This window comes from Haloarcula argentinensis DSM 12282, assembly GCA_000336895.1.
In the GTDB taxonomy this organism is placed as follows: Archaea; Halobacteriota; Halobacteria; order Halobacteriales; family Haloarculaceae; genus Haloarcula; species Haloarcula argentinensis.
Window position 1 is genome coordinate 209,902 of sequence record AOLX01000023.1, and the last position, 24,098, is coordinate 233,999.

Here is a 24,098-nt window from a genome sequence, read left to right on the forward strand (position 1 = left end):
TGATATGAACTGTGTCCGTGTCAATCTATCGTGCCCCCTCCTGGTGACGGGTCGCCTTACCGCCGCTTGGCCAGTTCTGTACGCAAATCGTCGACATCCATCTCCTTCATCGACAGCAGAACGAGCAGGTGATAGACGATGTCGGCCGATTCGTGTGCCAACTCCTCGGTATCGTCGTCCTTGGCCGCAAGAATCAGTTCCGTGGTCTCCTCGCCGAGTTTCTCCAGCACGGCATTTTCGCCCTTCTCGTGGGTGAACAGCGACGCAGTATAGGAGTCCTCGGGCAGGTTCGCCTTGCGGTCCTCGATGACAGCGAACAGTTCGTCGATGACGTCACCGGTGTCGTCGCTCATAGCCGCCGTTCGGTCAGCGGGGCCTTCAGGCCGTCGCTACGACTCCACCGAGTCGAAAAAGGCCAGATCGTGGATGCGCGGGTCCTCGGTCAGTTCGGGGTGGAACGACGTGCCGACGACCGGTCCATCACGGACGGCCACCGGGCGGTCGTCCCACGTCGCCAGCACTTCGACATCCTCGCCCACGTAGTCGATGACCGGTGCGCGGATGAACACCGCCGGGAACGAGTCGTCGAGCCCGGTCACGTCAAGCGGGGCCTCGAAGCTGTCCTTCTGTCGCCCGAATGCGTTGCGTTCGACGGAGACGTCGATGACGTTCAGCGTGTCGACGCGGTCGTCCTGTGCATCGGTCGCGCTGACGATGAGCCCGGCACACGTCGCCAGCACCGGCTTGCCGGCCTCGACATGAGATTCGATTTCCTCTGCGATGCCTTCCCGGTGGATAAGCCGCGAAATCGTGGTCGATTCCCCGCCCGGTAGCAACAGGACATCGCAGTCCGGGACCAGCCCTGCTTCGCGTATCTCGACGACCTCCGCAGTCCGGTCGTGGGCCGTTGCTGCCCGCTCGATTGCGTCCCCGTGTTCAGAGACATCGCCCTGAACCGCGAGTACACCCGCGCGTAGCGTCATATATCCCTGTTGGTGACCCCGTGCGAAAAGCCTCTCGTCTCCTGCAAGTGTCCGTTCTGGCAGGGACTGTCCTGACTGAATACAGTGACAGCCATACCGCCGCCCAGTGCTCGCTCGGTCATAACCGAACCAAACGGTTAGGTGAGGCGGACTGTAGACGTGGCACATGGGAAAGCGACGGCAGGACCCGGTCGAGGTAAACGCGGACGGGTCTGCTGACCTCTACGAGATATCGACTTGGGAGCCCCGGTCGACGCTGGACCGGTTCGCCCACTGGCTCTACCACATCGGAATACGGACGCTGCGGTATCTGGTCATCCTTGCGGCCATTCTGATTCTCCTCTTGCAGGTGGCGTTCGGGAGCCTCGGCGCACTCAGCGACCAGCCGCTGTTTGCCGGGATAGCAATTCTCTCTGCTGTGCCGGCGTTTGGTCTCGCGGCCTACATCTACTACGCTGATGTGACCACGGAGGAACCGCTGACGCTGCTCGTGGGGACGTTCCTTCTGGGCGTGCTGTTTGCCGGCTTTGCCGGTATTCTCAACGGCCGCTTGGGCGAGCCGGTGCAGGCTATCGGCTCCGGATTCGGTCTGGTCCCGTTCCTCGGTCAGGTGTTCGTTTTCTTCCTCATCGTCGGTCCCGTCGAGGAGACAGTGAAGTTGCTGGCGGTGCGCCTGTACGCCTTCCGTGACAATCGCTTCGACGCCGTCGTCGACGGTGCAGTGTACGGTGCTGCCGCCGGCCTTGGCTTTGCGACCATTGAAAACGCGTTGTATATCACCCAAAACGCCGAGATGGCTACGGGGACGGTTGAGTTACTCGCGGCCAGTAGTGACATCACCGCGGTCAGAGCACTCGCAGGACCGGGACACGTCATCTACTCGGCCTTCGCCGGCTACTACCTCGGTCTGGCGAAGTTCAACCCCGATGATGCCGGCCCAATCGTGCTGAAGGGACTGCTCATCGCTTCGCTCATCCACGCCGTCTACAACACGCTGGCCGGCCCAGTTACCGCCATCGTGGCCACGATATACAACGTCGACTTCCTCGTTGCGTTCTTCGGATTCGTCATCGTGTACGACTCGTTCTTCGGCCTGCTGTTGCTGAAGAAAGTTCACACCTACCGGCGGGCCTACAAGCGCGCTCACGAGGACCCGGACGAGACTGCGCTTCGGCCGGAACAGACCGAGTTCGACCCTTAAACCAGCTGTTCGACGTATTTCGCGACTACGTCGACCTCCAGATGTACCGGATCGCCGACCGACTTCTCCGACAGCGTTGTCTCAGCGTACGTCGTCGGGATGATCGCCACGTCGAACTCCTCGGAGCGCCGGTCGGCAATAGTCAGGCTGATGCCGTCGACCGTTATCGATCCTTTCTGGACTAGATAGTCCCGATGGTCCTCGGGCAGAGAGAACGTGAACGTCCAGTCCTCGCCTTCCTGCTCGATACCGACGATTTCGGCCGTCGTATCGACGTGGCCCTGTACGATGTGGCCGTCGAATCGGCCGTCAGCGGGCATCGCCCGCTCGAGGTTCACCTGATCACCACCTGCAAGATCGTCGAAGAACGTCCGGGCAAGGGTTTCCTGAGCGAGAAATACCTCGAACCACTCGCCGTCGGCTGCCTTCTCGACAGTGAGACAGACGCCGCTGACGCTGATCGACTGGCCGTGGTCGAGTCCCTCGAACGGCGCGCCGATCCGCATCCGACGCCCGCCCTCGTCGTCAATAACCGCCTGCACCTCGCCGGTCGTCTCGACGATTCCGGTGAACATATGCCAGATACGGCGCGGCTGGCGGAAAGCACTTCGCTTCCCGGAGACGTAATATAGACTCGGAACCGAGTAATTGTTTACACCAATATTGCAGAAGGAATTTATCCTCGCCGCTGGTAACGCGGTGTATGGCAGCCACGCCCGACGCTGACCACGACTGGACTGGCCGTCACGCACGGACGGAGCCAACCGAAGCCGGGCGAATCGTCGAGGTGCCCGACGAACTAATTGAGGACTGGGACCTGCGACACGCCGAGACGAAAGGCCGCAGTTAACGCTGTAGCACTTCGACGCCGACCAGTTCCGCGCCGGTCAGTGCCCGGATGTAGGCCCCTCCCGCGATAGAGACGTGGCCGAACTCGTCCTCTTCCATTCCGTACATCTCGATAGCTCGCGAAGTGTCGCCGCCGCCGACGACGGAGAAGCAGTCGGTGTCGGCGATGGCTTCGAGCACGCCGGCGGTCCCGACCGAGAACCGCTCGTCCTCGAACATCCCCAGCGCGCCCTTCACGAAGACGGCCTCGGAGTCGCGGATGATCGGTGAGTACTCCATGACCGTCTCGCTCCCAACGTCGAGGTAGGAGACGCGCTTCTCCTCGATGTCGTCGACAGCCTGCTCGGCGCGGTCGCCGTCGTCTTCGTAGGCCAGATCGACTGCGAGCGTGATCTGGTCGCGGTGGTCTTCGAGCATGGATTCGATCTTTTCGCTGTTTTCCTCCCACTGCTCGTCGTAGAGGTTCGCGTCGTCGATGTCGTAGCCGACCGGGTAGCCAGCGGCCCGCAGGAACAGTTCGCCCGCGATGCCGCCGAGCAGGAAGTCGTCGACCTTCTCGTCGAGGTGAGTCATCACGTCGATGACGTCGGTGGCCTTCGTCCCGCCGACGACCATCGTCACCTGCCCGTCGAACTCCTTCTCGGCGATGGCGGTGTTGGCCTCGTACTCGGTTTCCATCACGCGGCCGGCGTAGGCGTCCATCACCAGCGGGAAGCCCACGAGCGAGGCGTGCGAGCGGTGGGCCGCGGAGTAGGCGTCGTTGATGTAGGCGTCGAACTCCCCGGCCAGCGTCTGGACGAACTCCGTCTGTGACTTGATTTCGGGGTCTTCCTCGGGCAGTTCGTCGTCGCACATCCGCGTGTTCTCCAGCACGAGTACGTCGCCGCTGTCGAGGTCAGCGATGTCGTGAATCGCCTGTGGCCCGTAGGTCTCGTCGACGAAGTCCACATCGTGGTCGATGTGGTCGGCAAGGATATCTGCGTGTTGTTCGAGCGAAACGAAATCATCGCGGCCCGGGCGGCCCTGGTGGGCCAGCACTGCGATCTCGAACCCGCGGTCGACGAGTTCGCTGATCGTCTCCGCGTGGCGGTCGAACCGTCGATTGTCCTGTACGGTGCCGTCTTCGACCGGTGAGTTGAGGTCGAGACGGACGAGAACGCGCTGTCCGTCGTCAAGATCATCGAGCGTCTGGAAAGTCATCATTCGAGAGGACACCTGCCGGCCGCTTAACGGTTTCCGAGTCCGAACAGCGAGTGGCCTGCTGGGGGAGTAGCACCGGTATCTACTCTGGTTGCCAACGCAAAAGTGAGGGTGGGAGAGGGGTGGGGTGGGGTGGGGAGTTGGTGGGGACACTTGCGCCGTACACAGCCGACGCCGGGACACGGCGCGCCGGCTGCGAACACGGGCTTGTGCCGACACACAGAGCCGACCAGTAGTTAGGTACTGGCTCGGGCTCTCTGTGTATGGTGTCTTTAGTGAATAATAATTATAAACTTTACTGGCGCTGCAAACCGTTTCGGCTCTTACTCGGTGATGTACTCGGCAACGTCGAGCATCCGGTTCGAGAAGCCGTACTCGTTGTCGTACCACGTGAGGATCTTCGTCATCCCGGAGACGACGTTCGTCGACTGCAGGTCGACCTGTGTGGAGTACGGGTCTCCGAGGATGTCGGAGGAGACGACATCGTCGCTCGTGACGCCCAGCACGCCTTCGAGTTCGCCAGCGGCGGCCTCCTCGAAGGCGGCGTTGACGTCGCTTTCCGTCACGTCGTCGTCGAGGTCGACGACGAACTCGGTGATGGAGCCGTTCGGAACCGGGACGCGGATGGCCATCCCGTCCAGTTTGCCCTCAAGTTCCGGCAGGACCTCGGTGGCTGCCTGCGCGGCACCGGTCGAGGTCGGGATGATGTTTTCGGCGGCCGCGCGGCGACGGCGGGGCTTGCCGTTCGGGCCGTCCATCAGGTTCTGAGAGCCGGTGTAGGCGTGGACCGTCGTCAGCTGGCCGGCGTTGATGCCGAACTCCTCGTCGAGGACCTTCGCGACCGGTGTGATGGAGTTGGTCGTACAGGAGGCGTTCGAGACGACGTCTTCGCCGTCGTACTCGTCGTGGTTGACGCCGTAGACGAGCTGCTTGACCGGCTCGTCGCCCTTCGGCGGCGCGGAGATGAGGACCTTGTCGGCCCCGGCGTCGAGGTGCTGGCTCGCGTCCTCCTTGGTGCGGAAGATGCCGGTCGCTTCGAAGGCGACATCCACATCGAGGTCTTCCCACGGGAGCTGTGTGGGGTCGGTTTCGTGGAAGATGCCCGCCTCGAAGTCGGTTCCCTCGACCGTGAGGACGCCGTCGTCGACGTTGGCACCTTCGAGTTCGCCCATGACAGTGTCGTACTGGGCGAAGTAATCGATCTCCGAATCGTCCATCACGTCGTTGATGCCGACGACCTCGACGTTGTCGTTGTGTAACGATGCGCGGAATACGTTGCGGCCGATACGGCCGAAGCCGTTGAGGCCGACGCGGACTGGCTCACTCATTGGTGTCTAGAGAGGCAGTCGGTCAGTGTAAAGTGTTTTCGGATTTGTTGTAAATTTGTGTTTGTTTATGCGTGTTCGAGCTCGAATGATTAATAGTGAGGGTGCTAGCCCGACTGAGGGTGCCCCCTCGACAGTGTCAGCTAACAGGGACTAGGTTCGTCCGAAGGCTTTTGAAACGGACGGACGTACTGGTCTATAGGAATGAGACGCGATGACAGTGACGACCCGTTCGACGAGTTCTTCCGGGAAATAGAGCGGATGATGGACGAGATGATGGGGGCCGAAGGCGACGTCCACATCGACCGGGACACCGGTGGCGGCGGGGCCGATCTCCACGTCGACGTTCACGAAACTGACGAAGAGATCCGGGTCGTCGCCGACGTTCCGGGTGTCGACAAGGACGCGATCGACCTCAAGTGCGACGGCACTGTCCTCACGATCAACGCCGAAAGTCCAGAGCGCGAGTACCACGAGCGACTGACCCTGCCGACCCGCGTCGACGAACACTCCGCCGCCGCGACGTACAACAACGGCATCCTCGAAGTCACCTTCGACTCCGAAGAGGACTCCGCGGACATCGAACTGTAGCGCGCACAGTACACCGTCTGTTTTTTAAACCGAAAACAGCGCACTCGCTTCGCTACTGCTCCGCCGTTTGCCGTATCAACGCCGCCAGGTCGTCCCAGAAGCCGTCCTCGTACTTCGTCGCCGAGTCGATCGTCGGGCGGGCGTTCGTCTCGTTGACTACTGCACGGTCATCGGTTACCAGCAGGTCGACGCCGAGGTACGGAATCGCCAGCTCGTCGGCCGCGTCTTCGGCTAGTTCCCGCGGCGCTGCTGGCAGTGCCTGCCCTTCAGCCTCGGCCCCGCGGTGGACGTTGTGCTTCCATCGGCCCTGTTCGCGGCTCGCTTCGGGGAGGCGGCGCTCGACCGCCCCGACGTACTCGCCGTCGACGATCATCACGCGGTAGTCGGCGGCGTCGGCGATGTACTCCTGCACGAGAAACGACTGGTCGCCGACCGCGCGGTAGTCGTGGACCAGATCGAGGTAGTCGACGATGCCGAGAAACGAATCCAGATCGTGGGCCTTGGCCACGCCGACGCCGCGGGTCGTCGAGTTCGGCTTCACGACCACGGGCGGGTCGAACCGCTCGAAAGCCGCCGTTAGCTCGGCCTCGCTCGCCGGGTTCGACACGACGACGGTCTCGGGAACTGGAACGCCTGCCCGGCCGAGACGCGCCAGTACGTCGGCCTTGTTCCGCGAACGGAGAATGGCCTCGCGGTCGTTGACCCACGGCACGTCTAGCATGGCATCGACGACCGCACCTTCCATAATTCGCGAGGGGTAGACGAAGCCCACGTCGTACTCGCTGAAGGGACTCTCGTCGAGTGGGAGCGTCCGCTCGGCTGTCTCGACGTGGCCCACCTCGATATCGCGGGCCGCCAGCGGGGCCTGCATCCGCTCGAAGGTCTCGGCGTTCGTGGCGACGGCCAGCCTGTGCATGGCGTTTCGTTGTCGTGGAGGAATAAAACACGCTCGCAGCCCCACAGTCGAAGCCCCGTCGCCCGCCGCCCTCCGGCCACTACAACCCACAGAATATCGGGTAGTGTGGATGAATATACGACTATATTCGAAATTGTCAGACAAATATTAAGTATATTGGGTAAAATAGGCCACACATGTACGACGACCTCCTCTTTCCGACCGATGGGAGTGACGGCGCAGACGAGGCGCTCGCACACGCGCTCAAACTGGCGGAGACGCACGACGCGACGATTCACGTGCTCTCTGTCGTCGACTCGACGTATCTCGGGAGTGCCGCGGCAGAAGCAACGACCATCGAATCGCTACAGGAACAGACTGAACAAGTCATCGACGAGACTGTCGACGAGATCACCGACCACGGCGCGGCCGTTGTCGCCGAGCACCGAATGGGCGACCCATACGAGGAGATTATCGACTACGCAGCGGCTGCGGGTGTTGATATGATCGTCATGGGAACCCACGGCCGGAGCGGTCTGGATCGGTTTCTACTGGGGAGCGTCACCGAGAAGGTCGTTCGGACGGCGGACGTGCCGGTGTTGACGGTCCAGTTGTCCGGCGACACGTAGCGGGCAACCGGTAGCAGCGCCAGTCACCAGTGTGGTGTGGCGGGCCGTTCTGCTGAGTCACTCGCCGCTACGACTTCGTCGGAGCACCCACAGTACGAGGAGCGCGCCCTCAACCCGGGCGGCGCTGTACACCCACGGGCGGAGGTTGATCTCGCCACCATCTGTCGTTGCGAGCCCCATCCAGAAGTCGACGACTTTCCGGGGCCGGAGCAGTTCGAGGACGCCGAGGGCCAGGAGTGCGAGTCGGAGTACCATACGAGGAAGTACGTGGGACGGGTGCAAGAGTATTGTGGGTACTGGTAACATGAAACAAAGAAGTGGCTACGACTGCGCTGTCTAGCGACTGGGACGTTACTCGGTACTTTTCGGAGCGGCGCGGAAAAACGAAGTCGGGACGGTTGCTCCGCCGTCCAAACGGTGAGCGAACGCCGCTGTCCGATTTACTCGATCAGCCGCTTTTCGCCGTACTCTGCGAACGGTGAGAAGGCGCTGCTGATTGACTTACGCGATCAGCAGTTCTTCGCCCCGCTCGACCTTGATGCGGCAAGAGGGCGTGATCTTGTTGTAGGCACGGCGGAACGCTTCCTTGACGTGTTCCGCGTCTTCGACGTTGCAGTAGGCGGTGAACAGCTGTTCGCCGGCCTGAACGCGGGCGGCGGTGCCGACGATCTTCCCGAAGGCGGCACGCATCCCGTCGGAGACACGGTCGGCCCCGGCACCGGTCGCCTGCTTGTTCTCGCGCAGGACCTGGTGGGGGAACTTCCGCAGCGTCATCTTGTAGTCACCCTCTTCGCCGATCTCCTTGATCAGGTGGCGGTTGGCCGACAAGCGGGAGGCCTCCAGCGAGCCGTGACGGAGCTGGACGGTCTCCTCGACGATGAGGCTGATCTGGACGGGGTAATCGTCGGCGTCCTTCTGTTTACGGCCCATCTTGTGCTGTGCGATCTTCGACCCGGGAATGCCTGTGATGTATTCGCGTCGGGTGTACGCGGGCTTGTCGATGTCCCGGTACATTGAGGCGGGTTTGTCCGACATAGGTACTCTTGGAGAATACGTCGCCGAGCGGCCCAATAAGGGCTTCGAACCCGCCCGGCGGCGTGTCGCGGTGTCCCATACACCGGCCCGCGACCGCGAGCGGCCCCAGACTGACCGTTGCTGGGGCACCTGCTCTCGGTAGTATCGGGAAACGGTGTTGTTCCGGTAACACCGCTGTCACCGCGCTCTTTTAGGCTTTGCACGCGTACGACTGTTACCATGAATATGCTCGTCGACGGCGAGTGGCGGACCGACGCGTACGAAACGACAGACGATGACGGGGCGTTCGACCGGCAGGACACGACCTTCCGTGACCGGGTCGAGGACGACCCCGACGCGCGGTTCCAGCCCGAGGCCGGCCGGTACCACCTGTATGCCTGTCGCGCCTGCCCGTGGGCCCACCGGATTCTGGTCGCCCGGAAGCTGCTGGGACTCGAAGACGCCATCACCGTCGACTACGTCGACCCGTTCCGCGGCGAGGACGGCTGGCAGTTTACTCCTGAGAAAGACGGTTGCACCCCGGATACGGTCAACGGATCTGACTACCTTCGTGAAGTCTACGTCGCGGCCGACCCCGACGCGACCTGCCGCGTGACGGTTCCGGTGCTGTGGGACAAACAGGAGGAGACAATCGTCAACAACGAGTCAGAGGAGATCCTCCGGATGCTCGATACTGAGTTCGACGACGTGGCCGACAACGACGTCGACCTCTACCCCGAGGGGTATCAGGACGAGGTCGACCGCATCATCGACGACATCTACGAGCCCATCAACAACGGCGTCTACCGCTGTGGCTTCGCGAACAGCCAGTCGGCCTACGACGGGGCCGTCGAGGAGCTGTTCGACGCGCTGGACCACTGGGACGCTGTCCTCGAAGATCAGCGCTTCCTCGCTGGCGACCGCCTGACTGAGGCGGATATCTGTCTGTTCACGACGCTCGTGCGCTTCGACGAAGTGTACCACACCCACTTCATGTGCAACCACAAGCTCATCCGCGAGTACGACAACCTCTGGCCGTACCTCCGGGACCTCTACCAGCTCCCCGGTGTCGCCGAGACGGTGAACATGGACCACATCACGGAGCATTACTACACCACCCACCCCGACGTGAGCCCGAAGCGCATCGTCCCGATGGGCCCCGATCCCGACTTCGAGGCTGCCCACGACCGCGACGAACTGCCGGGCGAGCTCCCCGAAACGCTACTTCCGACGGCGTAACCGGGCAGTTTCGCGGCCGGATATCGAACGCTGAGCCGACGCTATTCCTTTTATACACCCAGTTCTCACCTGTGGTCAATGAGTCGGGTAGATGGGCGAAGTCGGGCCGTGAGCCCAGTCATCGGCGTCGTCATCCTCGTCGGAATTGCTGCAATTCTCGCGGCCACCGTCGGCGTGTTCGCGCTCGGTTTCAGCGAGCAGCGACCCACGCAGGCACCGCAGGTCGCTATCGTGGCCGACTACAACGAGCGGACCACCGGTAACGGGGAGTATCTGAACCTCAGTTTCAGCAGTGGTGAAACCGTCTACAGGGACAACCTCACAGTTGTCGTCTCCGGTGCCAAGCGAGCTGACGGCAGCGACGTGACGCTCGACACCGATCCGATACAGGCACAGGCTTCGACGCGGATCACGTCGGGGACACAGATCACGATACATCAGGGACAGTTCACTGGGAGCGGCGCACCGCTGGACCTGAGCGACGCGACGCTTCGACTCGTCTGGAACCCCGTGGACGATCCGGAGTCGGAAACGTACGTCATCTACCGCTGGCCGGACCCGAGCCAGCGTAACTGAGTCACCCGGATATCGTTGACGAGACGAGGCCAGTCACTCAGGAGATGAGAGCGTGACCTCGTCGGTTTCGTAGTCCTCGATGAACGATCCGGGGCCGCCCAGCGAGACAGTCCGGTCGCCGATGTCGACGACCAGCGTGTGTTCGATGGGGTAGGAGTTGGTCTCCGGCTCGACGAGGCCCTGTTTCGTCTCGACGACGGTCCCCTCGATGGTTGTGGTGTCGTCGTCGGCCTGTACCGCCCGTACATCCGCGGAGACGTGGATGTCGTGGCCGGCGCGCAGGTGCAGCGTCGCCTGGAGGACGGCGTGGCGGAAATCGTGGTAGGTGGCCGGGAGCGAGGCCGGGTCGGTGACGGTCTCCTCGGTGGCCATCAGCCAGTAGTTCCCGAGGAACGACCCCGACAGCACGGGGACGAGCTGTTGCTGGACGAAAGCAATAGCACGCTGGTCGGAGTTGGTGCGTGTCACCATTTCGGTTGGAGAGACGAGACCGAACTGGGCGTCGACGGTAAGCATTATCGGCATCGGCTGGTCCCACGACCGGACCACAGAAGCCAGTCCGCTCACGTCGTCAGGCCGCAGGCCGTCGGCGCTGCTGACGACAAGCATCGCGAGGACGCCACGGTCGACAGCCGCGGCCAGTTCCTCAGCGATTTCGGGGAGGTACTGCTGTGGCACCGACAGCATGATCTCGCGTTCCGCATTTCTGATGTACTCCGTGAGTCGCTTGATGACTGTCACCCGCGACTTGATGACGTCGAACTGCTGGGGTTCCCGCGCACTCGACGAGTATCGGGAATCGAGCGCCCCGCTCATCTCTTCGAGCCGGTCGGTCAGGGCGTCGATGACCTGCTCGGGCGGCCGGGCGCGTATCGTCGTGGGCACGACGTGGTCGTTGACCTCGATGAACCCGCGATCTTCGAGCGATTCACTGATGCTGTAGACGTACCGTTTGGAGACGCCGGTGTCGTCGGCGATTTCGCTGGCCGTGGCCTCGCCGCTGCCGAGAATCGACAGGTACGTGTCGACTTCCTTCTCGGACAGGCCCAGTTGCCCCAGCCTGTCCCTGAGAGTCGAATCGTCCATCTGTTCACATCTGGTAACGGCGGCGGATAATTGTGTTTCGGTGCTGTATGGCCCGCCAACACCCCCGAAGCCGCCGCAACGGAACCGTATCGTCGACTAGCCCACCACCGTTGTTCACAAGAATGAAAAACTATTACACCATATTTTATATTCCCCGCAGTGGTGTCTCTCACCAATGACGCTCCGGACGGCACTCAACGACTTCAAGCGGACGCGGGACCGCCGCCACCAGTTCCCGGGTGAACTCCGCTCTACGACGGGTAGTTTCTCCGGACTCGACAGCCGCTTGGTGCATGTCGACAACGACGGCTCGCTGCGGGACTACTCCTATCCGCTGTGTGGGCTCACGGGGATCGACCGCTCGCGGTTCGGTATCGACACGGGTTCGACGACGTGGTTCAGCACCGACGCCGACCAGCGGTATCGCGGTGACGCAGGCGTCGTTGAGACCATCCACGACTGCGGCGATTGGGCCGTCGTCCAGACGGACTGTACTATCGAGCAGGCTCACGTCACCCGGTTCGAACTTCGTGGCGACGCACCCGCCGACGTGTCGCTTCGGGCGTTCGTCGATTTCGCACCCGACGGGCGGGACGGCCGACAGAGCCTGCTGATGCACGGAAACACCGTCGAGGCCTACCACCGGTCCGAACACGACTTCGTCGGTGTCTCTACCGAACTCGACGCCGTTCAGGGCCAAATCCCCGAGCGGTTCCCCGAACTCGTCCACGACGACCCGGTCTCGTTCCCCCGGGCAACTGGGGAGCGCCGGTACGAGGACACGACGCTGACTGGTGGTGTCCTGCTGTCCGCACCCTTCGTCGACGGGGGCGTCACACTGGCGACGCTGCTGACAGACACGAACGATATTGGCCGTGACGCGGCGCTGTCGACCATTGACCGGCTGGTGAGCGATCATTACACCTCGGAGACGTTGCTCGAAGCAGGTCAGGCACAGCGGCGGTGGAGCGTCCCCGCGGACACGCCGAGTCGCGAAAGCGTCGTGGCCGACCTCCGCGTCCTCTCGCTGCTTTCGGCCACGAACGGTGCCAGAATCGCTGCACCGGACTTCGACCCGTACTACGTCACCTCCGGCGGCTACGGCTACACGTGGTTCCGCGACGACGCCGAGATTTCGGCATTCCTGCTCGAAGCCGACGGGACGTTCGACCTCGGACTCGATTCGTGGCACCAGCGCTCCGCCGAATTCTACTGTCGCACGCAGCAACCGGACGGGAGCTGGCCACACCGCGTCTGGCCCGGCGACGAGACGCTCGCGCCGGGCTGGGCGAACGCCCGGCTCGAAAGCGGCTCGGACGCGGACTACCAGGCCGACCAGACCGCGAGTGTCACCAGCTTCCTCGCGACGTACCTCCGGACCGGCGACCCGGCCGACCCGGAGTGTATCGAAGCCACGCTCGGGCGCGCCGTCGAGAGCATCGACGACACGCTGGCCGACGACGGCCTCCCCATTGCCTGTCAGAACGCCTGGGAGAACATGCGGGGCCGGTTCACGCACACCGCTGCGACTTTCCTGCACGCCTACGCGGCCGTCGCCCGCGCGCCCGTCTGTGCCACGCTCCGAGACCACGCCCGGTCACAGGCCGAGACGGTGCTGTCGTCGCTGGACGCGCTGTGGACCGGTGACCGCTACGCTCTCCGCGAACACGACGGGGCCATCGACGACCGACTGGACTCCGCGACGCTGGCCCTCCCCGCCGCCTGTCGCGTCGCCACCGAGGCCATCGACCTGCCCGCGGAGACCCGTGATCGGCTCTCTACCCACGTCGAGACGACACTCGACGGGCTGGAACGGGATACCGGCGACATCCGCGGCCTCGTCCGCTTCGAGGGCGACGACTGGCGGTGTGGCTCACAGGACCGCGAGAAAATCTGGACCGTCTCGACGGCGTGGGGCGCAAACAGTGCCGCCCAGCTGGGTGCGCTCCTGCGTGATGCCGACGACAGCCGAGCGACGGCGGCCTACGCCCGGGCCCGGGATCTGCTGGGGGAGATTCTCCCCGGCGGCTCGCTCGTTCAGTCCAGCGGCTACCTCCCCGAACAACTGTTCGACGATGGGACGCCTGACTGTGGCACGCCGCTCGGCTGGCCCCACGCACTCCGGCTGGCCACTGTGGCCCACCTCGATGACGCCGGGGAGCTCACTGCCGAACCACTGAGCGCCCGCGAGTGAACTGCTGGGTCACTGGTCGCCCGCGGGTACCCTCTTTCGCGGACCGCGCTGCTTGGCTTGAGGTTCGAAAACGTAGCGGATGGCCGTAGGGACTCTATAACTGGTTGAAAACAGCGACTACGTCTGAATTTGGAGCACTGGCTATCGCCCTACTGCGGCGTTGCGACAGGCGCGTCCTCGCCCGCCGTGACAGCCTCGCCGGTCTCTGTATCGAACAGGTGCACGGCAGATTCGTCGAACGACACCTGTACCCGGTCACCGATGGCCGGCTCCACGTCGGTGCTCACCCTGGCGATGAAATCCGGTGCGCCGTCGCCCTCGAATCCGGTCTTCGATTCACCCAGGTCGAGATATAGGTAGTTGTCGCTGCCGATGGGTTCGAGCACGTCGACCGTCGCCGGGACGGCGTTCTGGTCGCCACCGTCGCTGACGGAAACGTGTTCCGGTCGGATACCCAGCACGTACGACCCGCGCTGGCTGTCGCCGAATGCACTGGCACGGCCGCCCGTGAGGTCATAGGAGAAGTCGTCGTTAGCGCCGGTGAGCCGCACGCCGCTGCTGAGCGGCTCCGCGGTCACGTCGAGGAAATTCATCGAGGGCGAGCCGACGAAGCCGCCAACGAACTGGTTGGTCGGGTTCTCGTACACCGTCTTCGGTCGGCCGGCCTGCTGGAGTTCCCCGTCGTTGAGGATGACGATGCGGTCGCCCATCGTCATGGCTTCTTCCTGATCATGGGTGACGTAGACGGCCGTAATGCCGAGCTCCTCTTGCAGGCGCTGGATCTCCGTCCGCATCGTCGTCCGGAGCTTCGCGTCGAGGTTGCTGAGTGGCTCGTCGAAGAGGAACACGTCCGGCTCCCGGACGATGGCGCGCCCGAGCGCGACTCGCTGCTTCTGCCCGCCGGAGAGCTGGTCCGGCGTGTCATCGAGCAGGTCCCCGATACCCATCATCTCCGCTGTCTCGGTGACTCGCTCTTGCCGTTCCTCCTTCGAGAGGTCCGTGCTCATCCGGAGGCCAAAGGCCATGTTCTGTCGGATAGACTTGTGGGGGTACAGCGCGTAGTTCTGAAACACCATCGCGACGTCGCGCTTGCGGGCGTGGACGTCTGTTACGTCCTCGCCGCCGATGCGGATACGGCCGCTCGTCGGCCGCTCAAGCCCGGCAACCATCCGTAGGCTCGTCGATTTCCCACACCCCGAGGGCCCGACGACCGTTACGAACTCCCCGTCGTCGATGGACAGATCGATGTCGTCGACCGCCACGATGGAGCCACCGTCGAACTCCTTGCGGAGACCGTCTAGTTCGAGACTCGCCATTACACGGAGTCTCACACCCGATGCTAATAAGTTTGATGGGATTTTTCATAGAAGATCTAGCAGAGTCGATGCAGGCATGGAACCGAGCGCCGTCAGCGGCCGTTCGGCGCTGATACCACAACGATATCGCCGACCTCGACTGTCCCGTCACTGCCGATTGGAGTGTCGCTGAGAAGATCAGTGTCCGCGACCGGGGGGTCGAGTGAGACGCTCACCGTGCCGTCGCCGAAGTGCAGGACGACCACCAGCGTCTCGTCGCCGTCGGTGCGCTCGTACGCGACGACGCTGTCCGCATCGCCCGTTTCGACGGTATAGGGAATCAGATGTACTCCGGGCGCGCGCAGTGCGGCGTGGTCCGACCGCAGTGCCACTAGTCGCCGGTGGAAGTCGGTCAGGGCGTTGTCGCCGTCGTGCCAGCGCATCGTCCCGCGTTGCTGTTCGACGCCGCGTTCCTGGCCGGCGTATATCATCGGCGTCCCGGGGAGCGTGAACGTGGCTCCGACGGCCGCCCGCAGTGACGCAGTCCCGCACTCGTCAAGATAGCGGTCCTCGTCGTGGTTGTCGACGTATCGCATGTGGCCGGCGCGGTCGGGGTAGCCGTGCTCGGCCGTCGCGTCGAGCGCCTCGAACAGCGCCGACGCCGGTTCCTCGCCGGTCCCGATCTCGCGGAGCGTGTCGAACAGATCCGTGTCGTAGTGGACATCGAACTCGTTTTCGGCGAAAGCGGCGTCACGCGGGACTGTCTCGTCGAGCAGCAGGAACTCTGGGTCGTCGGCTTTCACCCGCTCCCGGACCTCCTTCCAGAACCCGTGTGGCACGCCCCAGGCCACGTCACAGCGGAACCCGTCGACCACGTCGCGCCACTCGTCGACCACGTCGAGCATCCAGCGCCGGACGTCGAGCGAGTCGTAGTTGAGGTTCGGGATCCGCGTCCAGTTGAAGTAGTGTCCCGGCGCGTCTTCGCCCGCCCAGTCGACGTCGGAGACATCCTGTGACGCCGGGACTCGCTCGTAGTAGTCTGCGTACTCGGGGACGTCGGCTCGGTGGAGCTGGAACGCCGGGTGGTCCCGCGAGCTATGGTTGATAACCAAGTCGAAGACGACCCGAATCCCCGCGTCGTGGAGTCGGTCGACAAGCGATTCGAACTCTTCGCGTGTTCCCAGATCCTCGGCGGTGTCGAAGAAATCAGTAATGTGGTAGCCGTGCCGGGTCGGACTCGCCTGAACGGGGGTGAGCCACACCACGTCGACGCCCAGCGACTCGATGTAGGGGACCCGCCGCTCGATGGCCTCGAAGGTCGTGTCGACGGTCTCGCCGGCGAACGACCGGACGAATATCTCGTAGATGGTGGCGTCGCCGGCCCAGGCCGGCGGGTCGGCCGGCCGCGAGACAGATACCGTCTCGCCCGCGCCTGCGTCCTCGCTTTTCTTGCCACATTCCACGACTAGCGTGTCCGCGACACTGTGGCGCTCGGCGACGGCGACCGCGTGAACGCGGGCCGTTTCGGGCAGTGCGTCGCGTGGGACTCGGAGTTCGTCACCGTCGGTGGTCACGGCCGACTCTCTCAGGTCGTCGCGGCCGTCGAGATAGAACTCGACCTCCGGCTCGCTCCCCGACGGGGCCGCGCGGGCGTCTGCCACGACGACGAGGTCCCCGTCCTCTGTCTTGCCGGTGAGTTCGACCCGAGGGCGACCCGGTCCCTCGACGGTAACCTCGTCAGTCGCGGTCGATTCGAAGGAGCCGTCGAAACTGAAAATCGCGTGGTGGGTCCCCGGCGGGAGTTCGGTCTCGATCACCCATTCGTCGCCGTCGCGTTCGGCCCAGTGGGTTCCCATCGTGAAGTCGTTGAACTTCCCGATGACGATGGCGCGGTCGGCGACGGCGAGGTTGCCACCGTGTTCGAAGTCGTCCGTCGTGACGCTGAATCGGACTGTCTCGGTGACGGCCGGGAACGCTCGGACGACTTGCTCGTGTGTGCCGTCCGGTGCGGTTAACTCGGCTCGATAGACACCCGGTGTGTCTGGTTCGAGGTGACTGATTGGGCCGTCGCCAAGCGTTGCCGTACTCGCAGTTGGCCGCTCGACTAGCCGCCACTCGGCAGCCATGTCGAGGTCGGGCTGACGTGGGGCCAGTTCGACCGACTCGCCGACGGCGGCGAACCGCGGCGGGCCTGGATGGTGCATACGCCTACGGTGCGGGGACGGTACTGTGAGTGTTACGTTTCGAGATGAATTTAAGAAAAACTATCACATCGTAATTTCCGGCCGCTTGGGTTCACTAAAACCGACACACATCGGAGCAATTCGCTGTCGAGTCTTGGAATCTATCATCATTGTATCCTTCTATTTCCGAATGATTTAAGTTATGAAGGACTATTTCATCCAATATCTATCCATGACAATGGAACGACGGACCGTGCTCAAGCGGATCGGCGGCGTTGGTGCGGCTGCAGCCCTGGCTGGCTGTAGTGTGCAAGAGCAGGGCAGTGGCGGCTCGGACGGGGGAACGGCGTCAGGTGACGGGTCGGGCGATGGGTCCAGCAGCGGGTCCGACGGCGGGAGTCAGCAGTCCAGCGGGACTGCAACGGCGTGGTACCAGCTCCAGGATTCGGAGATCCCCGCACGCAAGGACGCGATGGAGACGTTCACGAGCGAGACGGAGTTCGCCGTCGAGGGGTCGGACATCTCCAACATGGAAAAGAAGACTACGAGCGCGATTCCGGCCGGGCAGGGGCCGGAGATCTTCGAGTGGGCGCACGACTGGGTGGGCGACTACTACCAGCGCGAGTTCGTCGTCGACCAGTCCGACGAACTTTCCGTGAGCTTAGACCAGTTCACGGACGCCGCCGCCTCCGCCGTCCAGTTCGACGACGCCGTCGTCGGCCTCCCGCACTCGGCGGAAACGGTGACGCTCATCTACAACTCCGATATCGTCGACGAACCGCCTGAGACTATCGACGATATGGTGGCGACAATGGAGGAGTACCACGACCCGAGCAGCAGTCAGTACGGTCTCGCCGCGCCGTTCGATCCGTACTTCACGAGCGGGTGGATACAGGCCTTTGGCGGCTACTACTTCGACCCGGAGCAGGACCCGGCACTCGGGCTGGATGCCGACGAAGCCGTCGAAGGGCTGGAGTTCGCCCTCGACACCCTCCGCCCGTACATGCCCGACGACCCGAACTACGAACCGCAGGCCGCGACGTTCTCGGAGGGGAACGCCGCCTTCGCGGTCAACGGGCCGTGGTACCTGGCGACGCTGAACCAGAGCGACGTGAACTACGAAGTGGCGACGTTCCCTGCCATCGACGGCGGCGAGGTGACGCCGTACACCGGCATCTCGATGTGGTACTTCGCGGACGCGATGAACGAGGGTGGTGCCGACGCCACGGCCGCCCGGAACTTCGTCGAGTGGTTCGCCACCAACGAGGACCACGCCACGCGACTCGCCGAGGAACAGGGCGCGATTCCGGTGCTCGACAGTCTCGTCGGCAGCGACGAACTCCCTGACCACGTCCAGACGTACTCCCAGACCGTCAGCCAGGGCGTCCCGATGCCGACCGACCCGCGCATGAACAAGGTGTGGTCGCCGCTTGAGAACGCCCTCATCGAAGCGTTCAACGGCGATTCGAGCGCTGAAGACGCACTGACGACCGCCGCCGAAGAAATCCGTAGCAACTGGGAGTAAGCAACGCCCATGAGTACCGTTTCACGAGCGGCGGACCGCATCGAGTCGGTCCCGTTTCTGACGCGGGACGACGCGTCGTTACTGCTAGTGCTCCCGGGGCTGTTCGTCTTCTCGGCGTTCATGCTGTTCCCAGTCATCTACCTGCTGGGGATCTCCTTTACCAACGCAGAGCCGGCGAACCTGTTCGCCGGCGAGGGCGTCGTCGCCGTGCTCACCTTCGGTGACGCGCTGTTTGTCGGATTAGAGAACTACGCCGATGTGCTGACCGACGGCCAGTTCTGGAACTCATTCGGTGTCACCTGGCTGTTCGTCGCCACGAGCGTCACGCTCAAAATCGGGGCGAGCCTGGCTATCGCGCTCGTTGTGACCAGTGACCTCGTCCGCGGCAAGCGCGTCCTGCGCTCGCTCATCATCTTCCCGATGGGGCTGCCGCCGATTTTCACTATCACCGTGTGGCGCGGCATCTTCAGCTCCGCCGAGTTCGGGCTGATGAACCAGCTGCTGACCGCGTTCGGGGCGAGTTCGGTCGCGTGGCTCTCGGGCCGCTGGACTGCCTTCGTCGCGTACAACGTCACGGAGGCGTGGCTGGCGTACCCGTTCATGGTTATCATCACCGTCAGTGCGCTACAGGACGTACCCGAGGAACTCCACGAGGCGGCCGTCGTCGACGGCGCGGGGTTCCTGGCACGCTTTGCCCACATCACCCTGCCGTCGATCAAGCGGCCCGTCCTGTTTGCGTCGATTCTGACATCTGCGGCGTCGTTCCAGCAGTTCCTCATTCCGTTCGTGTTCAATCAGGGCGGCCCGGCACGGGCGAACGAACTCATCGTCGTCTACGGCTATCGTGAGGCACTGTCGTTCCAGCAGTACGGTCGTGGTGCGGCCATCAGCATCATCGCGCTCGTGTTCATCGGCGCGTTCATGTGGCTCAACGTCAAGAAAGGGAAGCTCGCCGACGGGGTGAACGACTGATGTTGCTCGGTGCGATCGCCAGGAAGCTCGGCGACGACATCAAGACGTTCGCGACGATGCCAGCACGGACGGTCCGAAAGTGGTCCTACACCGTGCAGGCGGTCCGTCGGGGCGAACTGCCCGCGTCCGAAGTCCTGAAGGTCATTCTCTCGACCATCGGTGCAACGCTGGTGGTGCTGGCGCTGCTCTTCCCGATCTACTGGATTCTGATGGCGGCCCTCTCCGGCTCCGGAAGCTCGCTGTACACATCCGAGAGCTTCTCGCTGTTTCCCGCTAACCCAACGGTCAAACCGTTCATCTGGGTTATCGGCGACCTCATCGTCCCGTCGTATTCGATCTCCGCCGCCATCCCGTTCACCGACCTCGCCTTCGTGTTCCAGACGCCGGGGATCGAAATTCTGGACGCCTCCGACTACGGCGTCAACCGCCCGTCGGATTTCAAGCACTTCCTCTGGAACAGCCTCATGGTGGCGATTCCGACCGTTCTTATTGCGATGTCGCTCATCATTCCGGCAGCCTATGCCCTCTCGCGCCGTGAGTTCCTCTTCCGGCGGAAGATCCTGTTCCTCTACGTCCTGATGACGCAGGTCGGTGGCGGCCTCGGGGTTGCTCTGCTCATTGGGATGTACGCGCTGTACGTCCAGTTCGGCATCAACGACAGCAAGCTGGCGCTTGCGGTGTACTACGCGGCGACCGCTGTCCCGTTCAATACATGGCTGCTGAAGACGTACATGGACGGCATCCCAGTCTCCTACGAGGAAGCCGCCGTCGTTGATGGCGCGCCGCCCTGGCGAGTCGTCACCGAGGTCATCATTCCGATGTCGACCGCCGGACTGGCGACGGTGTTCATCTTCGTCTTCCTCACCGGCTGGACGGAGTTCGTCGTCGCCCAGACGCTGCTGGGGACGGAGAACTACACGCTGCCGGTCGGCCTGTATGCGATGGTCGACGAGTACTCCATCCCGTGGGCGCGCTTCTCCGCGTTCGCGCTCACCTTCGCCTCGCCGATCATGCTGGCGTACCTGTTCGCCCAGCGCTACATCGAGGGCGGGCTCTCATTCAGCGGGATGGAAGGTTAGGCCGGCGCGACGCCAGCCGTCATCCAGCAGCCTTCGTAGGGCGCTTCAGTCTGCTTTTCGACCGTCCACCGGTAGCTCGTCGTCGTCCCGTTCCCGTTGACGACGGTCACCGGCTGTGACGCGGTGTTGCCATCGCGGTCGAGCGGCCCGTACCGCACGCCCGTCGCGTTCAGGAGCGGTTCGAACCCGCTCTGGATTGTCCGGACGAAGTTCGAGTACGGTCCCGTCAGCTCCCGGTTCGACGGGGACGCGAACTGCCACGTGGTGTTGATGCCCTCGTTCGTCTTCGGGTCGTTGTTCTGCAGCGCCAGCACCTGGATGTGGACGACGAGTCCCGGCGGCCGCTCGCAGTTCGGTCGCAGTTCGAGGACTCGCGGCTGTGTTACCGCTGACCGGTTGGCGTCGACGGAGACGTTGCCCCAGTAGCTCCCCTCGTCCGTCGCTTCCACCGCCTGTGGCTCGTCTGTCGGCACGGTGGCGGGCGTTATCGCCGGTTCCGGCTCTGTTTCCCCAGTCCCGAAAAACGCACCACAGCCCGCCAGTGAGACGAAAACGGCGAGTACGACGAGTACGAGCGGCCGGCTGGCTGTCATACCCCTGTATTGGGGCGGACTGCCTTCGGTGTTCTGTCGGGGGCGACGAGTCGCCCGTCAGCGGTCGACGCTCTCGCCGAGTCGCTGTTCGACGGTATCGATGTCGCCCGGTTCGTTGACGTTGTAACACCACCCCTCCAGTTCGACCGCCTCGACCCGGTGGCCGGCGCTCAACAGCAGGTCGATTGCGTCGGGCAGTTCGTACTCGCCACGCTCGGAGGGACGCGTCAGCGCGCAGGCGTGGCCGATGGCCGGTTCGAACGCGAAGAAGCCCCGCGTGACCAGTGTCGACGGCGGGTCCGGCGGCTTCTCGACGAGGCCGGTCACCCCGCCCTCGCCGTCTGTCGTGACGACACCGGTCGACCTGGCTTCCGCCCGCGACACATCCTCGACGAGTAGCGTCGCGCTAGCGTCGCTTTTGCGGTGTCGGTCGAGCACGTCGCCCAGATTCGCCCGGCAGACATTGTCACCGTTCAGCATGACGAAGGTGCCGTCGACGGCGGAGCAGGCCCGTTCGAGCGCGTGCGCCAGCCCTAACTGCTCGTCCTGCTGGACGTACTCGACTGGCACATTCTGGTACTGGTCGCCGTAGCGGGCCACGATATCGTCGCCCCGGTAGCCGACGACGACCACCAATCGGTCGACGCCGACCGACAGCAGCGTCTCGAAGCAGTGTGTCAGCAGTGGCTTTCCGTCCACCTCGACGAGTCCCTTCGGTCTGTCCGCAGTGAGCGGCCGCATCCGCGTCCCTTCGCCGGCAGCGAGTACGACGCCGTCCATGTCCGGCCCCACGCTCGGGCCGGCTAAATGCCTGTGGGCGAGTGGGTTTTGTCCGTGGTCTGCCAACTCCGACGTATGGTCGAGGAGTGTGACACCTGCGGCCGGTCGGTCTCTGCTGAGGAAGCTATTCGCCGGGAGACGTTCGCCGACCTCGACACCGACCGCTGGCAGACGCTGTGCTGTCCGAACTGCGGTGCATGGCTCCGGACGATATTCGCCGGGCCGGACTCCTGACGGGGAAAGAGACAGGTGGCAGCAGTGTGTGGGGCTGGCACATGGAAGACGAAGCGTGGCGCTCGGTCGACATCATCCGGGACAACGACGGCGTACCGCACGTCCTCCAGCAGAAGATGCTGGTGTTCACCAGCGGGGTCTCCGAGGAGTCAGCCGGGTACACGAAGCCAGCGATGGAACACCGGCTCGTACCGCTCAAGGAACTCACGAAGTTCGGGCAGTCGTAACGACTAGCCGTCGGGGCAGCCAGCGCTTGGACAGCTAGCCGGAGACCAGACCAGTTGGCCAAGAAACACCTCGGGATACACTTTTGCGCCCGTCGGAACGAGTATCCACAATGGCGGAACCGCTGTACGTCGGCGTTGATCGGAGCGACGAGTCCTGGGTCGCTGTCGCGTTCACCGGCGACGGTTTCGACCACGCGTCGGTGTTCGACAGTATCGGTGAGTGCTGGTCAGCCTACGACGAGCGCGCTCGCCGGATTCTGGTCGGGGTGCCGATCGGACTCGTGGAATCCGGCGAACCGGACCGCCGGTGCGACGAACTCGCCCGGTCAGTCCTCGGAGCGCGCAGCACGACGATCCACACACCGCCGGTGCGGGAAGCGACCCGGAAACAGCGTTACTCGACGGCCAACCGCGTCCACAGGCGCAAGACCGACCACGACCTCTCCGAACGGGCGTTCGCGCGCAGCGACAGCCTCGCCAGGGTCGACGAACTCTTGCAGGAACTGCCCGAGGCCGCCGCCGCTATCCGAGAATCCCACCCGGAGGTCTGCTTCCGAGCCCTCGCCGGTGAGCCGCTTAGCTACTCGAAGCGCACTGCTGGGGGATACGCCGAGCGGATGCGGATTCTCGCACAGCACGACCGCGACGCCGCCCCGACAGTCCAGAAAGCCGCCGAAGCGACCGGTGGTGCAGCGGTGGCCGTCGACGACGTACTGGACGCCGTTGTGCTCGCGTACACGGCACAGCCGGGCGATGGGGAGCTGTACACGCTCCCGCCTGAGCCGCCGCGGGACGCGGTGGGCCTCCCGATGGAGATTGTCTACCGGGCGGCGTCGCCACTGCTCACCTAGAGTTGTCTATCGAGCGATGTCGCCACTGCTCGCGTAGTGACGTGTCCCGCCGAGCGATGTCGCTCGTCGTGAGTTATGTGCATGCCAGCGCCACCGTCGTGTACGCTATGGTACACCGCGACCGCTGACAAGTGATTATAGTGCTAGACTGTAGACAGAAGCCGTCTTACAGTCGCGTGAGGTTGGTCGCACGCGGACCCTTGTCCGCCTGCTCGATGTCGAACTCGACTTCCTGCCCCTCTTCGAGGTCAGGGCCGCCGACGTCTTCCATGTGGAAGAAGACGTCTTCGTCCGCATCGTCGGTTTCGATGAAGCCGTAGCCACCAGTGTCGTTGAAGAAGTCGACAGTGCCTTCCGCCATTGTTAGAGCCTCGTGACGTTGTTGGCGCGCGGACCCTTGTCCGCCTGCTCGATGTCAAATTCGAGCTCCTGTCCTTCCTCGAGGTCCGGGCCGCCGATATCTTCCATGTGGAAGAAGACGTCCTCGTCCGCGTCCTCAGTGTCGATGAAACCGTAACCGCCAGTGTCGTTGAAGAAATCAACCGTTCCTTTCGCCATTGCAACCAAAGAGATGCCA

Annotated in this window: 28 protein-coding genes; 13 read left to right on the forward strand and 15 right to left on the reverse strand. The window is 63.5% G+C overall.

The genetic code is table 11. The features are described 5' to 3' along the window. Nucleotides 1-56: 56 nt before the first annotated feature. Together hisE and pdxT are read right to left on the reverse strand one after the other, a co-directional pair. Nucleotides 57-353, reverse strand: a complete 297-nt coding sequence (gene hisE / locus C443_RS14105; RefSeq protein ID WP_005537195.1) for a phosphoribosyl-ATP diphosphatase — start codon at nt 351-353, stop codon at nt 57-59. 36 nt (nt 354-389) lie between these two features. Beyond that, nucleotides 390-983 (reverse strand): pyridoxal 5'-phosphate synthase glutaminase subunit PdxT, encoded by a 594-nt coding sequence (gene pdxT, locus C443_RS14110; RefSeq protein ID WP_005537196.1) that lies wholly within the window; start codon nt 981-983, stop codon nt 390-392. A 166-nt stretch (nt 984-1,149) separates the two neighbouring features. On the opposite strand from pdxT, the gene C443_RS14115 reads away from it, so the two are divergent. Continuing rightward, on the forward strand, nt 1,150-2,184 hold the full coding sequence (locus C443_RS14115) for a PrsW family intramembrane metalloprotease (protein ID WP_005537197.1): 1,035 nt from the start codon (nt 1,150-1,152) through the stop codon (nt 2,182-2,184). On the opposite strand, the gene C443_RS14120 is transcribed toward C443_RS14115, so the two are convergent. Next, entirely contained in the window at nt 2,181-2,759 is a 579-nt protein-coding gene (locus C443_RS14120; protein WP_005537199.1) for a riboflavin synthase, read from the reverse strand. The genes C443_RS14115 and C443_RS14120 overlap by 4 nt on opposite strands. 128 nt (nt 2,760-2,887) lie before the next feature. Here C443_RS14120 and C443_RS21790 point away from each other — a divergent pair, with 128 nt between their 5' ends. Beyond that, a complete protein-coding gene (locus tag C443_RS21790) occupies nt 2,888-3,034 on the forward strand; it encodes a hypothetical protein (protein ID WP_005537200.1) in 147 nt (48 codons plus the stop codon). Here the strand turns inward: C443_RS21790 and C443_RS14125 are convergent. Together C443_RS14125 and gap are read right to left on the reverse strand one after the other, a co-directional pair. Further along, the gene (locus C443_RS14125; RefSeq protein WP_188852574.1) at nt 3,031-4,233 is read right to left on the reverse strand and encodes a phosphoglycerate kinase; all 1,203 of its coding nucleotides are present in this window, start codon (nt 4,231-4,233) and stop codon (nt 3,031-3,033) included. The two genes, C443_RS21790 and C443_RS14125, sit on opposite strands and share 4 nt — an antisense overlap. A 323-nt stretch (nt 4,234-4,556) precedes the next feature. Further along, nucleotides 4,557-5,561: a type I glyceraldehyde-3-phosphate dehydrogenase gene (gap, locus tag C443_RS14130; protein ID WP_005537202.1), complete on the reverse strand. Its 1,005-nt coding sequence runs from the start codon at nt 5,559-5,561 to the stop codon at nt 4,557-4,559. 201 nt (nt 5,562-5,762) lie between these two features. Here gap and C443_RS14135 point away from each other — a divergent pair, with 201 nt between their 5' ends. Next, complete coding sequence (locus tag C443_RS14135; RefSeq protein ID WP_005537203.1) at nt 5,763-6,149, forward strand: Hsp20/alpha crystallin family protein; 387 nt, start codon at nt 5,763-5,765, stop codon at nt 6,147-6,149. 52 nt (nt 6,150-6,201) lie between these two features. On the opposite strand, the gene C443_RS14140 is transcribed toward C443_RS14135, so the two are convergent. Beyond that, nucleotides 6,202-7,065, reverse strand: a complete 864-nt coding sequence (locus C443_RS14140) for an ATP-grasp domain-containing protein (protein WP_005537204.1) — start codon at nt 7,063-7,065, stop codon at nt 6,202-6,204. Nucleotides 7,066-7,241: 176 nt separating this feature from the next. Here C443_RS14140 and C443_RS14145 point away from each other — a divergent pair, with 176 nt between their 5' ends. After that, complete coding sequence (locus tag C443_RS14145) at nt 7,242-7,673, forward strand: universal stress protein (RefSeq protein ID WP_005537205.1); 432 nt, start codon at nt 7,242-7,244, stop codon at nt 7,671-7,673. A gap of 57 nt (nt 7,674-7,730) precedes the next feature. Here C443_RS14145 and C443_RS14150 read toward each other — a convergent pair whose 3' ends face one another. Both C443_RS14150 and C443_RS14155 read right to left on the reverse strand, forming a co-directional pair. Then, a complete protein-coding gene (locus C443_RS14150; RefSeq protein ID WP_005537206.1) occupies nt 7,731-7,928 on the reverse strand; it encodes a hypothetical protein in 198 nt (65 codons plus the stop codon). A gap of 246 nt (nt 7,929-8,174) precedes the next feature. Then, nucleotides 8,175-8,708 (reverse strand): 50S ribosomal protein L16, encoded by a 534-nt coding sequence (locus C443_RS14155; RefSeq protein ID WP_004515406.1) that lies wholly within the window; start codon nt 8,706-8,708, stop codon nt 8,175-8,177. A 219-nt stretch (nt 8,709-8,927) separates the two neighbouring features. Between C443_RS14155 and C443_RS14160 the strand changes: the two genes are divergently transcribed. Both C443_RS14160 and C443_RS14165 read left to right on the forward strand, forming a co-directional pair. Further along, nucleotides 8,928-9,926: a glutathione S-transferase family protein gene (locus tag C443_RS14160; RefSeq protein ID WP_005537208.1), complete on the forward strand. Its 999-nt coding sequence runs from the start codon at nt 8,928-8,930 to the stop codon at nt 9,924-9,926. A 108-nt stretch (nt 9,927-10,034) separates the two neighbouring features. After that, nucleotides 10,035-10,502: a type IV pilin gene (locus C443_RS14165; protein ID WP_005537210.1), complete on the forward strand. Its 468-nt coding sequence runs from the start codon at nt 10,035-10,037 to the stop codon at nt 10,500-10,502. A 33-nt stretch (nt 10,503-10,535) separates the two neighbouring features. Here the strand turns inward: C443_RS14165 and C443_RS14170 are convergent, their stop codons facing one another. After that, the gene (locus C443_RS14170; protein WP_005537212.1) at nt 10,536-11,588 is read right to left on the reverse strand and encodes a TrmB family transcriptional regulator; all 1,053 of its coding nucleotides are present in this window, start codon (nt 11,586-11,588) and stop codon (nt 10,536-10,538) included. A 175-nt stretch (nt 11,589-11,763) separates the two neighbouring features. On the opposite strand from C443_RS14170, the gene C443_RS14175 reads away from it, so the two are divergent. After that, nucleotides 11,764-13,782: a glycoside hydrolase family 15 protein gene (locus C443_RS14175; RefSeq protein ID WP_005537213.1), complete on the forward strand. Its 2,019-nt coding sequence runs from the start codon at nt 11,764-11,766 to the stop codon at nt 13,780-13,782. A gap of 149 nt (nt 13,783-13,931) precedes the next feature. Here C443_RS14175 and C443_RS14180 read toward each other — a convergent pair whose 3' ends face one another. Both C443_RS14180 and C443_RS14185 read right to left on the reverse strand, forming a co-directional pair. After that, a complete protein-coding gene (locus C443_RS14180) occupies nt 13,932-15,098 on the reverse strand; it encodes an ABC transporter ATP-binding protein (protein ID WP_005537216.1) in 1,167 nt (388 codons plus the stop codon). A gap of 92 nt (nt 15,099-15,190) precedes the next feature. Next, complete coding sequence (locus C443_RS14185) at nt 15,191-17,281, reverse strand: alpha-amylase family glycosyl hydrolase (RefSeq protein ID WP_005537217.1); 2,091 nt, start codon at nt 17,279-17,281, stop codon at nt 15,191-15,193. Nucleotides 17,282-17,492: 211 nt separating this feature from the next. Between C443_RS14185 and C443_RS14190 the strand changes: the two genes are divergently transcribed. The 3 genes from C443_RS14190 to C443_RS14200 are packed head-to-tail and all read left to right on the forward strand — an operon-like array spanning nt 17,493 to nt 20,836. Beyond that, on the forward strand, nt 17,493-18,785 hold the full coding sequence (locus C443_RS14190) for an extracellular solute-binding protein (RefSeq protein ID WP_193363482.1): 1,293 nt from the start codon (nt 17,493-17,495) through the stop codon (nt 18,783-18,785). Nucleotides 18,786-18,794: 9 nt separating this feature from the next. Next, on the forward strand, nt 18,795-19,757 hold the full coding sequence (locus C443_RS14195; protein WP_005537219.1) for a carbohydrate ABC transporter permease: 963 nt from the start codon (nt 18,795-18,797) through the stop codon (nt 19,755-19,757). Beyond that, on the forward strand, nt 19,757-20,836 hold the full coding sequence (locus tag C443_RS14200; RefSeq protein WP_005537220.1) for a sugar ABC transporter permease: 1,080 nt from the start codon (nt 19,757-19,759) through the stop codon (nt 20,834-20,836). The genes C443_RS14195 and C443_RS14200 overlap by 1 nt, the downstream gene beginning before the upstream one ends. Here the strand turns inward: C443_RS14200 and C443_RS14205 are convergent. Continuing rightward, nucleotides 20,833-21,429 (reverse strand): DUF4864 domain-containing protein, encoded by a 597-nt coding sequence (locus C443_RS14205; RefSeq protein ID WP_005537221.1) that lies wholly within the window; start codon nt 21,427-21,429, stop codon nt 20,833-20,835. The two genes, C443_RS14200 and C443_RS14205, sit on opposite strands and share 4 nt — an antisense overlap. A gap of 57 nt (nt 21,430-21,486) precedes the next feature. Next, nucleotides 21,487-22,209 carry a nucleotidyltransferase family protein gene (locus C443_RS14210; RefSeq protein ID WP_005537223.1) on the reverse strand — a complete coding sequence of 241 codons (723 nt, stop codon included), beginning with the start codon at nt 22,207-22,209 and terminating at the stop codon, nt 21,487-21,489. A 75-nt stretch (nt 22,210-22,284) separates the two neighbouring features. Between C443_RS14210 and C443_RS21795 the strand changes: the two genes are divergently transcribed. From C443_RS21795 to C443_RS14220, 3 genes are all read left to right on the forward strand, one after another. Then, nucleotides 22,285-22,443: a hypothetical protein gene (locus tag C443_RS21795; protein WP_005537224.1), complete on the forward strand. Its 159-nt coding sequence runs from the start codon at nt 22,285-22,287 to the stop codon at nt 22,441-22,443. Nucleotides 22,444-22,484: 41 nt separating this feature from the next. After that, nucleotides 22,485-22,670, forward strand: coding sequence for a hypothetical protein (locus tag C443_RS14215; RefSeq protein ID WP_005537226.1), 186 nt, complete (start codon nt 22,485-22,487; stop codon nt 22,668-22,670). A gap of 110 nt (nt 22,671-22,780) precedes the next feature. Continuing rightward, entirely contained in the window at nt 22,781-23,521 is a 741-nt protein-coding gene (locus tag C443_RS14220) for a DUF429 domain-containing protein (RefSeq protein ID WP_005537227.1), read from the forward strand. Nucleotides 23,522-23,687: 166 nt separating this feature from the next. Here C443_RS14220 and C443_RS14225 read toward each other — a convergent pair whose 3' ends face one another. Beyond that, a complete protein-coding gene (locus C443_RS14225; protein ID WP_004515391.1) occupies nt 23,688-23,882 on the reverse strand; it encodes a cold-shock protein in 195 nt (64 codons plus the stop codon). 2 nt (nt 23,883-23,884) lie between these two features. Then, nucleotides 23,885-24,079 (reverse strand): cold-shock protein, encoded by a 195-nt coding sequence (locus C443_RS14230; protein ID WP_004515390.1) that lies wholly within the window; start codon nt 24,077-24,079, stop codon nt 23,885-23,887. Between the last annotated feature and the right edge of the window lie 19 nt (nt 24,080-24,098).